At 63.3% G+C, this 12,635-nt stretch carries 13 protein-coding genes; 5 read left to right on the top strand and 8 right to left on the bottom strand.

Annotated elements, in window-relative coordinates; translation table 11 throughout:
- Positions 1 to 2: 2 nt before the first annotated feature.
- The 8 genes from OPV09_RS16170 to OPV09_RS16135 all read right to left on the bottom strand — a co-directional run bounded on the left by OPV09_RS16170 (position 3) and on the right by OPV09_RS16135 (position 8,493).
- Positions 3 to 1,502: a sugar ABC transporter ATP-binding protein gene (locus OPV09_RS16170; RefSeq protein WP_338678760.1), complete on the bottom strand. Its 1,500-nt coding sequence runs from the start codon at positions 1,500 to 1,502 to the stop codon at positions 3 to 5.
- An 83-nt stretch (positions 1,503 to 1,585) separates the two neighbouring features.
- Entirely contained in the window at positions 1,586 to 2,521 is a 936-nt protein-coding gene (locus tag OPV09_RS16165) for an ABC transporter substrate-binding protein (protein ID WP_161781521.1), read from the bottom strand.
- A 53-nt stretch (positions 2,522 to 2,574) separates the two neighbouring features.
- The gene (gene tal / locus OPV09_RS16160) at positions 2,575 to 3,525 is read right to left on the bottom strand and encodes a transaldolase (RefSeq protein ID WP_338678759.1); all 951 of its coding nucleotides are present in this window, start codon (positions 3,523 to 3,525) and stop codon (positions 2,575 to 2,577) included.
- Positions 3,526 to 3,527: 2 nt separating this feature from the next.
- Positions 3,528 to 5,012, bottom strand: coding sequence for a xylulokinase (gene xylB, locus OPV09_RS16155; RefSeq protein ID WP_425324055.1), 1,485 nt, complete (start codon positions 5,010 to 5,012; stop codon positions 3,528 to 3,530).
- Positions 5,013 to 5,043: 31 nt separating this feature from the next.
- Positions 5,044 to 6,051, bottom strand: coding sequence for a LacI family DNA-binding transcriptional regulator (locus OPV09_RS16150; protein WP_338678757.1), 1,008 nt, complete (start codon positions 6,049 to 6,051; stop codon positions 5,044 to 5,046).
- Positions 6,052 to 6,360: 309 nt separating this feature from the next.
- Entirely contained in the window at positions 6,361 to 7,098 is a 738-nt protein-coding gene (locus tag OPV09_RS16145; protein ID WP_034756140.1) for an NRDE family protein, read from the bottom strand.
- Positions 7,089 to 7,379 (bottom strand): DUF4936 family protein, encoded by a 291-nt coding sequence (locus OPV09_RS16140; protein ID WP_070302473.1) that lies wholly within the window; start codon positions 7,377 to 7,379, stop codon positions 7,089 to 7,091. Before OPV09_RS16140 ends, OPV09_RS16145 begins: the two co-directional genes overlap by 10 nt.
- Before the next feature lie 7 nt (positions 7,380 to 7,386).
- Entirely contained in the window at positions 7,387 to 8,493 is a 1,107-nt protein-coding gene (locus tag OPV09_RS16135; RefSeq protein WP_338678756.1) for a folate-binding protein, read from the bottom strand.
- Between the two features lie 176 nt (positions 8,494 to 8,669).
- Between OPV09_RS16135 and mltG the strand changes: the two genes are divergently transcribed.
- The 5 genes from mltG to OPV09_RS16110 all read left to right on the top strand — a co-directional run bounded on the left by mltG (position 8,670) and on the right by OPV09_RS16110 (position 12,546).
- Positions 8,670 to 9,656: an endolytic transglycosylase MltG gene (mltG, locus tag OPV09_RS16130; protein WP_034756592.1), complete on the top strand. Its 987-nt coding sequence runs from the start codon at positions 8,670 to 8,672 to the stop codon at positions 9,654 to 9,656.
- Positions 9,657 to 9,678: 22 nt separating this feature from the next.
- Positions 9,679 to 10,320 carry a dTMP kinase gene (gene tmk, locus OPV09_RS16125; RefSeq protein WP_338678755.1) on the top strand — a complete coding sequence of 214 codons (642 nt, stop codon included), beginning with the start codon at positions 9,679 to 9,681 and terminating at the stop codon, positions 10,318 to 10,320.
- Positions 10,321 to 10,335: 15 nt separating this feature from the next.
- Positions 10,336 to 11,364, top strand: coding sequence for a DNA polymerase III subunit delta' (locus OPV09_RS16120; RefSeq protein ID WP_338678754.1), 1,029 nt, complete (start codon positions 10,336 to 10,338; stop codon positions 11,362 to 11,364).
- Positions 11,365 to 11,470: 106 nt separating this feature from the next.
- A complete protein-coding gene (locus tag OPV09_RS16115; RefSeq protein WP_338678753.1) occupies positions 11,471 to 11,857 on the top strand; it encodes a VOC family protein in 387 nt (128 codons plus the stop codon).
- 56 nt (positions 11,858 to 11,913) lie between these two features.
- Complete coding sequence (locus OPV09_RS16110; protein WP_034756156.1) at positions 11,914 to 12,546, top strand: carbonic anhydrase; 633 nt, start codon at positions 11,914 to 11,916, stop codon at positions 12,544 to 12,546.
- Positions 12,547 to 12,635 lie beyond the last annotated feature (89 nt).

Here is a 12,635-nt window from a genome sequence, read left to right as displayed (position 1 = left end):
TTTTATGCCGCTTCCAGATGGGTAGCGTAGGCAAGGATTTTTTCCTGCGTGATATCGTCGCCCGTGACTTCGCCCGTCATGCGTCCTTCGCACATCACCATCACGCGGTCGCAAATGCCGACCAGCTCGGCCAGTTCGCTGGAAATGCACAGCACGGCCGTGCCCGCGTCCGCCAGCTGGTGGATGATCTTGTAGATTTCGCTCTTCGCGCCCACGTCCACGCCGCGCGTCGGTTCGTCGAGGATCAGCACTTTCGGCGCGATGGCCAGCCAGCGCGCCAGCAAGACTTTCTGCTGGTTGCCGCCGGACAGGCCGCCGACGATGCCGTCCGGTCCCGACACTTTCACGTTGAGGTTGGCAATCGCCTCGCGCGTGAGCTGAGTCAGGGCGCCACGGTTGACGACGCCCGCCGTCGCATGCTTGGACAGGATATTCATCGACATGTTTTCCATGGCCGACAATTGCATGAACAGGCCCAGGCTCTTGCGGTCTTCGGGCAGGTAGCCGATGCCGTGGCGGATGGCTGCCAGCGGCCGGTGGATGTGCACTTCCTGGCCGTCGAGCCACACTTGCCCCGTTTGCTTCTTGTCCGCGCCAAAGATCAGGCGCGCCAGTTCCGTGCGGCCCGCGCCGACGAGGCCGGCAAGACCCGTCACTTCGCCCGCATGCAGGGTGAACGAGGCAGGCTTGACCTTGCCACCGCCCACGTTTTCCACGCGCAAGCGTTCGGCGCCGCGCGTGGTGCGCCGCTGGTGCGAATAAAAGTCGTCGGCGGGGCGGCCCACCATCATTTGCACGACTTTCTTTTGATCGAGTTCATCCTTGCCCAGCTCGCCCACATAGGCGCCGTCGCGCAGCACCGTGATGCGGCGCGCCAGGCGCTCCACCTCGGCCATGCGGTGGCTGATGTACAGCACGGCCAGGCCCTTGTCGCGCTGCTCTTCGATGATGCGGAATAATTGTTCTGTTTCCCGGTCGGACAGGGCGGCAGTGGGCTCGTCCATGATCAGGATGCGGCTTTTGTGCACGAGGGCGCGGGCGATTTCCACCTGCTGCTGCTCGGCGATCGACAGCGTCGAGACCATGGTGTCGGCGTCGAAGCGGGAACCGAGGTCGGCCAGGATGGCGTTCGTGCGCGCGCGCATTTCGCCGCCCTTGACGGTCCAGAACGGTCCTTTCGGCTCGCTGCCCATGAAGACGTTCTGCGCCACCGTCATGTTCTTGGCCACGCTCAGTTCCTGGTAGATCAGGTTGATGCCGAGCGCGCGTGCCTCGCCCGGGTTGCGGATGCGGATCGGCTTGCCGTCGAGAATGATCTCGCCAGCGTCCGGCGTGTACACGCCCGAGAGGATTTTCATCAGGGTGCTCTTGCCGGCGCCATTTTCGCCCATCACGGCATGGATTTCGCCGCTGCGCACCGTCAGGTGCACGCCGCGCAGCGCGCGCGTGGCGCCAAAGCGCTTCTCGATGCCGCGCATTTCAAAAATAATATTGTCGCTCATGACTGTCCTTCCTTGCTTTTGAAACTGTTGCCCGCCCTTGGCCCGGGGCCGGGGCGGGCAACACGTGGTTCAGGTCAGGCAGATCAGTTCTTTACCCAGCCCGTGTAGGTGGCGACGTTTTCCTTGGTGATGGCCGGGGTCGGCAACAGCACCATCGTTTGTTTTGGCGTGCGGCCATTCATGATGTCGTAGCCCATTTGCACGGCGTCGGTGGCCATGCGGTACGGGTTTTGCGCCGAGGTGGCGGCAAACAGACCAGCCTTGTTTTTCAGGGCGTTCTGGCCATCGGGCGCGCCATCGACGGCCGTGATCAGTTTGACGTCCGTGCGCTTCGCTTGCTTGATCGCCAGTTCGGCGCCGATACCGGTAGGATCGTTGATGGCGAACACGCCGTCGATCTTCGGATAGGCCGTCAGCAGGTTCGACATCACGGTCATGCCGCCGTCGCGGCTGCCGCCCGCGTTCTGGTTGTCGGACAGGATCTTGATATCCTTGAACGCGGCCAGGGTTTTCTTGCAGCCGTTGACGCGGTCGATCACGGACGTGACCGGCGGGCCGTTCAGGATCACGACATTGCCCTTGCCGCCGATCTGCTTGGCCAGGTAGGCGCACGACACGTCGCCAGCCATGGTGTTGTCGGACATCACGGTGGCCGACGCGCCCACGGCACCCACGTCGACGGCGATCACGACCACGCCCGCATTGCGCGCTTTCTTGATGGCTGGGGCGATGCCCTTGGAATCGACGGCGTTCAGGATGATGATGTCGGTCTTGTTGGCAATAAAGTTTTCAATCTGGTCCACCTGGGTGTTCAGGTCATACTTGCTGGACACCGTGGTGACTTTCACGCCAGGGCCGCCCAGTTTTTTCGCGCTTTCTTCCGCGCCGCGGCCGATGGCGACAAAAAACGGGTTGGCCAGGTCGCCCACGCTCACGCCGATGGATTTCAGCGGTTTGTCAGCGGCGAAAGCGCCACAGGCGGCGGACAACAGCAGGGAGGCGGTAATGACTTTTTTCATGAGGATCTCCAAGGGTTTTTATTGTGAAAAACAAACGGTGCTACGGGTGAAACTTATTGATTGCGTAATTTCTCGATCATGGCGTCCAGCTTGCCCGCGTCGACGGCAAAGCCGCGGATGCCTTCAGCCAGCTTTTCGGTCGCCATCGCGTCGTCGTTCAAGGCGTAGCGGAAAGACGCCTCGTCATACGTGACGGCCGGCTGCGCCGCGCCCAGGTCGGCGCCCAGGGCGCGCTCGAATGGCACGTCGGATGCTTCGAGTTTCGCCAGCAAGTCCGGGCTGATGGTCAGCAAGTCGCAGCCGGACAGGGCCGTGATCTGCCCCACGTTGCGGAAGCTGGCGCCCATCACTTGTGTGGCGATGCCATGTTGTTTGTAGTAATTGAAGATGCGCGTGACCGACTGTACACCCGGATCGTTGGACAGGCTGCGCGCCACTTCGTCCCATGCCGCGCCCATCGATTTCTTGTGCCAGTCGTAGATGCGGCCCACGAATGGCGAAATCAGGCGCACTTTCGCGTCGGCGCAGGCGACGGCCTGGCAAAACGCGAACAGCAGGGTCAGGTTGCAAAAGATGCCGTCTTTTTCCAGCTCGCGCGCCGCCTGGATGCCTTCCCAGGTGGCGGCGACCTTGATCAGCACGCGCTCGCGGCTGATGCCAGCCGCTTCATACAGGGCGATCAGGCGGCGCCCGCGGGCCACGGTGGCGTCGCGGTCAAAGCTCAAACGGGCATCGACTTCCGTCGACACGCGGCCCGGCACCACTTTCAGGATTTCCAGGCCGAAGCGCACCAGCACCTGGTCGACGATATCGTCCAGCGATGCATGCTTGTGCGCAGCGACCGTGCTTTCCAGCAAAGGCGCGTAATCGGGCTGCAGCACGGCTTTTAAAATCAGCGACGGGTTGGTGGTCGCGTCCTGCGGCGCGAAGCGCGCCAGTTGCAGGAAGTCGCCCGTGTCGGCGACGACGGTGCTGTACTGTTTTAGTTGTTGCAGCTGATTCATTACTATTCCTTATCACTGAGTTGGTGCAAGGCTTGCACGGCGGGAAACAGGCTACGGTAGCGAGCGTAGCGGATGCTCAAGGCTGCGCTATGCGCGGCATCGGGCAGGAAAGTGTTTTTGATGGGCAAGCTGGTGGCCAGCAACTGGCGCTGGCCGATGGCGGCAAAGCCCAGCTTGGCCGCGCCCAGGCTGGCCGACAGTTCGCTGTTGTGCAGTGTGCGCATCTCGCGGCCCAGCACATTGGCCAGCAACTGCGCCCAGTACTGGCTGCGCGCGCCGCCGCCCACCAGCATGCAGTGGGGAACGACGGCGCCCGTCGACGTGACGGCCGCCATGGCGTCGCGCAAGGCAAAGGCCACGCCTTCGAGCACGGCATAGCCGAGCTGCGCCGGCGTGCTGTCGTGGCCCAGCTGCAGGAAAGCGCCGCGCACTTGCGGGTCGTTGTGCGGCGTGCGCTCGCCCGACAGGTAGGGCAGGAACAGGGGCGCGGACGGCGCGATGGCGCTGTCCAGCGGCAGGGCGCTTTCCACGAGGGCCAGCAGGGCTGCCTCGTCGGGCTGGCCCAGCACGCCGGTCGCCCAGCGCAGGCAGCTGGCGCCCGACAGGATCGCGCCCATCGCATACCAGCGGCCGGGCAGGGCGTGGCAAAAGCTGTGCACGCCGCCGGCCGGGTTGCCCAAAGGCGCTTCGGTGACGGAAACGATGGCGGCGCTGGTGCCCAGTGATATAAAACTGTCGCCGCCATTGACGGCGCCAATGCCCACGGCCGAGACAGGATTGTCACCGCCGCCGGCTGCCACCACCACGTCCGAAGGCAAGCCCAGCTTGTCTGTCACGGCGGCCAGCACCGTGCCCGTGGCCGCATCGCCTTCGGCCAAGGCCGGCATCTGTTCCGGCGCCAGGCCGCAGGCGGCCAGCATGGGGGCAAACCAGGCGCGCTTGGCCTCGTCCAGCCACAGGGTACCGGCCGCGTCGGACATGTCGGTGACCTTGTTGCCCGTCAACTGCAGGCGCAGATAATCCTTGGGCGACAGCAGGCAGGCGATGGCATTGAAAGCGTCAGGCTCGTGCGTTTGCAGCCACAGCAGTTTCGGTGCCGTCAGGCCTGCCATGGGCAGGCTGCCCGTCACGTCCGCATAGGCGGGATAGTCGCGCGCCAGACTGGCCGCTTCGGCTTCGGCGCGCGCATCGTTCCACAGGATGGCGGGACGGATCACGTTGTCGTTGCTGTCGAGCAGTACGGCGCCATGCATCTGGCCCGACAGGCCGATGCAGGCGATCTGCGCATATTCCTGCGGCCAGCCGGCGCGCAGCTGGCCCAGCGCGTTGACGCAGGCGGCCCACCAGTCCTGCGGCGCTTGTTCGGACCAGCCCGGCTGCGGGCGGCTGGTATCGATGCGCACGGAAGCCTGGCCGCATACCGTGCCCATGCTGTCCATCAGCACGGTTTTCAGTTCGGAAGTACCGAGATCGATACCGAGGGAAATCGCTGGATGCATATTGGTCTGCTGTAAAAGGTCAGGGGCAGCCGCAGGAATTGCGCACGCGCAGGGTCGGCGACAAGCGCTGCACGTGCCGGGCGCGGCCCGGATTGGCGATACGGTCGATCAACAGGTCGACGGCCATGGCGCCCAGCTCTTCGAGCGGCTGCGCCATCACGGTTAGACGGGGGCTGAAGTAATCGGCCCAGTCGAAATCATCGAAGCCTGCCAGGGACACGTCTTGCGGTACCGCAATGTGCGCGTCGCGCAAGGCGTGCATGGTGCCGATGGTCATCAGGTTATTGCCGGCAACGATGGCCGTGGGACGCTGTCCGGCGGGCAGGGCCAGCAATTCGCGCGTGGCCGCGCCGCTGCGCTCGAGGTTGGAGTCGCCCGAGCGCAGCAGCTCTGGATCGAAAACGATATTGGCGCGCTGCAAGGCCAGGCGGTAGCCATCGATACGCTCGTCCGTCGTGGACAGGCCGGGCGCGCCCGCGATGAACCCGATGCGGCGGTGGCCGTGGACGGTGATCAGGTGGCTGACCAGTTCGGCCGTCGCCTCGATGTTTTCCACGCCCACCTGGTCGAACGGTTGCGCCGACATGCGGTCGACCAGCACGGAAGCGATCTTGTTGCTGGTCAAATAGTCGAGCGTGCGGTGGTGCGTGTCGCCCGATGGCGCCAGCACGATGCCGTCGACCCGGCGCTGGTGCAAGTTCTGCACCACTTTGAGTTCCTGCTCGGGATCGTCATGCGTATCGGAAAACAGCATCATCAGACCGTGGCGCGTGCAGGCGGCCTCGATGGCGCGCACGGTTTCGCTGAAGTAATGATTGGTGAAGGCGGAAATGGCCACGCCGATGGTGCCCGACGAGGAGCCGGCGAGGGCGCGCGCCAGCATGTTCGGCACATAGCCGATCTGCTGCATGGCCGCGTTGACGGCGGCGACGGTTTTCGGGCTGACCTTGCGGGTGCCGTTGAGTACGTGCGAGACGGTCGACAGCGATACGTCCGCCGCCCGCGCTACATCTTCCATGGTGGCCATGGTGTCTCCTGATGGTTTTATTATTATTGTGTGCTGCGATTGAGTACGGCTGTGTCGCCGCGTTTGAATCTATCGTAAACAAAAGAAAGCGCTTGCGCAAGCGCTTTCTTTTTTGTGCGTGCGGATGGATAGAGGTTTTTTGATGCGAGTCGGGACGCGAGCGTAGGTCGGATTGGCGCGCCGCAGGGGCGCGTAATCCGACGTTGGGGACCGTGATGCCGGTTGAGTGTGGTGGTGGTGTCGGGTTACGCGCTTGCGCGCTAACCCGACCTACCCCGACCTACGCCTCATAAAGATGGCAAGGTGGCGTTATTGAATCACCAGCTCATGCAGTTCGCCGGGAGAGTCCGGGAACAGTTTCACGACGGTGGACGTGCGCGTGCCGTAGCCCGGCGTTTCGATGCAGACAGCGGACAGCACGCGCTCGAGGTCGAGCGGCACGCCCGTGTCCGGCAAGCGGAAGTCGGGCGCGCGCGTGGTGTCGGCCAGCATGTCGAAATACGCTTCATCGGGCGCGCCCTGGCACAGCAGGCTGGCGAACTGGGCCTTGGTCTTCAGGACCTTCGGCCACGGCGCGTCGAGCAGGGCGTTCGACAGGCCGTAGATGCCCGGTTCCAATGGCTGGCCATTGCGCGCATCGCCATCGCCGCGGTTGGAAAACCAGATCAGGGTATCGGCGTCACCGAGCACCAGATTGAAACCGTTGTAGGCACCGCTGCCGGGGCGGATTTGCGCGATGTAGTCTTGCGGCGACATATTGCCGGCCAAATAGTCGGCCACGAGGGCACCGCGCGAGGGGGCGTCCGGGTTGCGGTCTTGCGGGCTGCGGATATTCGTGATGGCTGCAAAACGCGAGCTGCCGCCGCCGGCCTGGGTGATGCCCATCCAGCTGCCGCCCGCCTGCAGGTCGCGGCCCGCATACACTTGCGGGTGTTCGGGCCAGGCGCCGGCGGGGGCGCTGGCGCGTTCATAGAATTCGTCGCGGTTGGCGGCGGCAATCAGCGGGATGTGCGGATTGACTTTCCAGGCAAAAACGATCAGGCACATGGAGGCAAATCCATGAACACTTCCGTATGGCGCGCGCCAGCCGTCAACGACAGCAAGCCCGCTTCGTCGGATGCGCCGGCCAGCAGCTCCGTAAAACCTTCACCGACGACAGGGTAGATCTCCATCCACGTCTGCAAGCCATCCTTGGCTTCCGGACGGCGCTTCAGTTGCGGCGCCACGCCGGACGCGGCCGCCAGTTTCGCCTGCATGGCGCGGACCCGGGCTTCCAGCGCCTGGGCATGCTCTTCTTTTACCTGATAGTAAACGTACAGATCTTTCATGGCATTCTCACAAGTCGAGTGCGTCGAGCACGTAAGGCATGGGCAGGAATTGCACGGCAGCGCCCTGGGCCGAGCCGTAGCGCACGGCGCCGGCGGCGCTTGAACCTTCTTCGATCGCCCCCAGCTTCATTTCAACGAGGGCGTCGATGCCGCCCACGCCGTTCGGCGCGGCGTTGACGACCATGCCGCACGGTTGCTCGGGGTCGCTGACGGCGAACAGTTCGCCGCCGGCCACTACCGAGGGATCGGCGATGCTGACGAGGGTGGTGCGGCGTTTGAGCTTGCCCAGATACTGGCTGCGCGCGACGATTTCCTGGCCCGGATAGCAGCCTTTCTTGAAATTGACGCCGCCCAGCAGCTCGAAGTTGACCATCTGCGGCACGAACTGCTCTTGCGTGGCGGCCGTGATCTGCGGGATGCCCGCATGGATCTCGGACAATTGCCAGGCGTCATTGCCGCCCTTGGCGAGAGTTTCGGCCAGCTGCTGCCACACGTCCTGCGCCGTGGCGGCGGACGTCAGCCATTCATAGCGGGCGCTGCCGAACGCATCGGCCACGCGCAGCAGGGTGCCCAGCGCATGCTCGACCTTGCTGAACGGCGTGGCGGGCAGCGCCGGGAACCAGGCGGACAGGGCCGCGCTGGCCCTTTGGCCGCCGAGGCCCAGGACGATCTGGTTCGTTTCATCAAAGGACGCATCGTGCAGCTTGGCCTTGGCGCGCAGCACGAACATCTGCAGCCGCTTCTGAATGGCCGGCTGTATGGCGCGCGGCAATTGCAGATAAATGGTGGTGGCGTTGCGCCACATCAGGAAACTGGCCAGCAAGCGGCCTTTCGGCGTGCAGTAGCCGGCCAGGCGCACTTGCTCCTGGTTCAGGTGTTCCACGTCGTTGGTCAGCTGGCCGTGCAGGAAACTGGCTGCATCGTCGCCGTTCAAGCCGATCAAGCCCTGGTCCGTGATGGCCGCGACAAAACCTTCTTGCAGCTGGGGCACTGTCAGGGACTGGCCGAAATCGGCGACAGGGGAGTTTGCGGTGCCGTCAGGCGCGCCATCGGCGGCAACGGGGCGGGCGCCTTGAGCGGTTAAAAATTGATTCCAGTTATTCATAATTTCCATTAGATCAGCGATTAAGCATTATCATTACGGGTTCATTATAGTGATGTCGCGCAAATTGCGTCGGCAGCGGCAAGATTGCCAGTGTTGACGCCGCTTTGCGCGCACTTGCTTCACAAATGAACGATCATAACAAGCGCGCGCTGCCCGCCAGCGGGCGCATCACAAGAATCGGAACAATGGCTTTCTTTAAAAAACTTGTAGTCAGTTCAGTCATCGCCGCCATCGGCGTGGGCGGTACTTTTGTGTACTGGGCGCAGCAGCCCATCACCACGGACGGCGAAGCGATCCCGTTTACGATCAGCCCGGGCAGCGGCGCGCATGCGGCCGGCCAGCAGATCGCGGACGCGGGCGTGCCCATCGTGCCCATCCTGTTCAACATGCTGGCGCGCATCGAAGGCAAGACCTCGAAGATCAAGGCCGGTTCCTACGAGTTGAAACCGGGCACGACGCCGCAGCGTCTGATCACGCAGCTGGCGCGCGGCGAGTTCGCGCAAGAGTCGCTGACCATCATCGAAGGCTGGACGTTCAAACAGATGCGCCTGGCCATGGCGAATCACCCGGGACTCAAGCACGATACCGTGGGCCTGTCCGACAAGGAACTGATGGCGAAGATCAGCCCCGAATATGTGCTGCCGGAAGGCCTGTTCTTCCCGGACACGTATCTGTTCGCCAAGGGCGCCAGCGAAATGCAGATTTTCAGGCAAGCGCACACGGCCATGATCGGCCGCCTGTCCGAAGCGTGGGACAAGCGCGATCCGGCCTTGCCATATAAAAACCCGTACGAAGCGCTGATCATGGCTTCCATCGTGGAAAAGGAAACGGGGCAAAAGTCCGAGCGCGCCATGATCGCTGGCGTGTTCGTCAACCGCCTGAAGACGGGCATGCTGCTGCAGACGGACCCGACCGTGATCTATGGCATGGGCGACAATTACCAGGGCAAGATCCGCAAACGCGACCTGGAAGCGGACACCCCGTACAATACCTACACGCGCGGCGGCTTGCCGCCCACGCCGATCGCCCTGGCTGGCGCGCAATCGCTGACGGCGGCGCTGGCGCCGGCCCGCACGCAAGCGCTGTATTTCGTCGCTCGCGGCGACGGCACCAGCCAGTTCTCGGCCAACTTGCCCGACCATAACCGCGCCGTGAATCAATACCAGCGCTAATTTCACCAGATTAAGAAGTTTCATGACACAACACCATCAACCCCGCTTCATCACCTTCGAAGGCATCGATGGCGCGGGCAAATCGACGCATATCGGCTTTGTCACCGACTACCTGCGGCAAAGGGGCGTGAGCCTCGTCTCGTCGCGCGAACCGGGCGGCACCAGCCTGGGCGAAAAGCTGCGCGAATTGCTGCTGCATGAAAAAATGCATCTGGAAACGGAAGCCTTGCTGATGTTCGCCAGCCGCCGCGAACACATCGCGCAAGTCATCGCACCCGCCCTGGAACGGGGCGAGTGGGTCATTTCCGACCGGTTTAGCGATGCCAGCTTCGCCTACCAGGGCGGCGGCCGCGGCATGGACCTGGGCAAGATGGAAGCGCTGGAAGCGTTGGTGCACCCGCACTTGCAGCCGGACCTGACGTTTTTATTCGACGTGCCGCTGGCCGTGGCCCGCGCCCGCCTGGACGCCACGCGCGCGCTTGACAAGTTCGAGCAGGAGCGATCGGACTTCTTTGCCGCCACACGCAACGAGTACCTGCGCCGCGCGGCTCAGTTCCCGGAACGCTTCCGCATCATCGACTCCACGCAAAGCATTGCCGACATCCAAGTGCAACTTGCGCAATTACTTGATATTTTGCTCGAACAAAGCGTCGCAACACACTGATTTACAAAGAATAAAATGACCAGTTCTCTCTATTCGTGGCAACAGGACGCCTGGCAGCAATTGCAAGCCTTGCGCCCGCGCATGCCGCACGCCATTTTGTTCCATGGCGCGCAGGGCATCGGCAAGGCCGACTTCATCGAGCATTTTGCGCAAGCGCTGCTGTGCGAAGACGTGCGCGCCGACGGCCACGCCTGCGGCGCTTGCGCCTCGTGCGGCTGGTTTAGCCAGGGCAACCATCCCGATTACCGCCGGGTCCGTCCGGAAGCGCTGGAAGACGAGGTGGCCGACGACGGCGAAGAGGGCGAAGGCGCGAAGAAAAGCGCCAAGACCAAGACGCCGTCGAAAGACATCAAGATCGAGCAGATCCGCAACCTGGCCGACTTCATGAACATCTCCACGCACCGCCAGGGCTTGCGCGTGGTGGTGCTGTACCCGGCCGAGGCGCTGAACACGCCCGCGTCGAACGCCTTGCTGAAGACGCTGGAAGAGCCGCCGCCGGGCACCTTGTTCCTGCTGGCCTCGAACAGCCTGGACCGCTTGCTGCCGACGATTCTGTCGCGCTGCAGGAAATTTGCGCTGCCCATGCCCAGCCACGAGCAGGCCTTGACGTGGCTCAAGCAGCAAGGCTTGAACGATGCGGACAGCTGGCTGCGCGAGCAGGGCGGCGCACCGCTGGCCGCGCTGACCCAGTCCGAATCGGGCGGCCGCGAGGAAACGGAACAATTGCTGCAAGTCTTGGCCAACCCTGGCGTGGAAGCGGCCCTGAAGGCGGCCGACAAATTGCAGAAGGCGCCGCTGGCGCCGCTGGTGGCATCGCTCCAGCGCTGGCTGTACGATGTGTTTTCCGTCAAATTGTCGGGCACCATCCGCTACTACCCGCGCCACCGGCGCGAACTGGAAGCGCTGGCAGGACGCATCAACGTCAGCCGTCTGATGGCCGCCATCAAGGCGGCGAACGAGCGCCGGGCGATTGCCGAGCACCCCTTGTCGCCCAAGCTGTTCCTCGAAGATATGCTGCTCGATTACGCTTCCAGTTGCCAATAAAATCAATAGTTTATGGTGCTGAGTTAATGTAAATTCTCTTTTTTCCGTTTGCCACGCTTGGCCCCTGGTGTTACAGTCAAGGCACTGGACAGCAATGGAGGCGTGCATGAAACGAGTCACTGGCATCGGCGGCATCTTTTTCCAGGCGCAAGACCCAGCCGCGCTGCGCGCCTGGTACCAGCGCCACCTGGGCCTGGACGTGCAGCCGTGGGGCGGCGCCGCCTTTAGCTGGACGGATGCGGACGGCCAGCCCACGGCGGGTACCACCATCTGGTCGGTGGCGGCCAGGGACAGCGAGCAATTCCTGCCTGGCAAGGCTTCCTTCATGATCAATTACCGGGTCGACGACCTCGATGCGCTGTTGCAAGCCTTGCGCGATGAAGGCTGCACGGTGCTGGACAAGGCGCCCGATTCGGAATACGGCCAGTTCGGCTGGGTCATCGATCCCGAGGGCAACAAGGTGGAGCTGTGGCAGCCGCCACAGGGGCAGTAGGCGGAACCTGCCTCGTTCAGCGATAATACCGGCTCAGATAACGATCCCTATTTATTATGCGCGACATTATTGCTGGATTCCTACGCTTCCAAAAAGAGGTTTTTCCTGAGCGCCGCGAGTTGTTCAAGACCCTGGCCACGGGACAAACCCCGAAGGCCCTGTTCATTTCCTGCTCGGACAGCCGCATGGTGCCGGAACTGGTGACGCAGCGCGAACCCGGCGAACTCTTCGTGATCCGCAACGCGGGCAACATCGTGCCATCGTATGGCCCCGAGCCTGGCGGCGTGAGCGCCACGGTTGAATTTGCCGTGTCCGCCTTGAACGTGAGCGACATCGTCATTTGCGGCCATTCCGATTGCGGCGCGATGAAGGCAATCGCCACCTGCGCCTGCCTCGATCACATGCCGGCCGTGCGCAGCTGGCTGCACCATGCGGACGCGGCGCGCATGATCAACGAATCGGTCGACCATCCGACGGAGCAGTCGCGCATCGACGGCATGGTGCGCGCCAACGTGGTCGCGCAACTCAATAACCTGCGCACCCATCCTTCGGTGGCGCTGGCCATGGCGCAACACCGGCTGACCCTGCACGGCTGGGTGTACGACATCGAGAACGGTTCTCTCGACGCGCTCGACGAGTCGACCGGCAACTTCGTGCCGCTCGCGGAACACCCGGCCTCGCAGATGTAATCGGCTGCAAGCCTCCGAACCGCTCCGGCAGGGGATGCGCGCCGCCGCCGTTCCCCTGCCAGTTTTCGCTCCCTCCGGTACAATCCCGC

The sequence above is a fragment of the Janthinobacterium sp. TB1-E2 genome, assembly GCF_036885605.1.
Taxonomy (GTDB): domain Bacteria; phylum Pseudomonadota; class Gammaproteobacteria; order Burkholderiales; family Burkholderiaceae_D; genus Janthinobacterium; species Janthinobacterium aestuarii.
The sequence above is the reverse complement of the archived record's forward strand: the minus strand, read 5'-3'. Positions and strand labels throughout refer to the sequence as shown.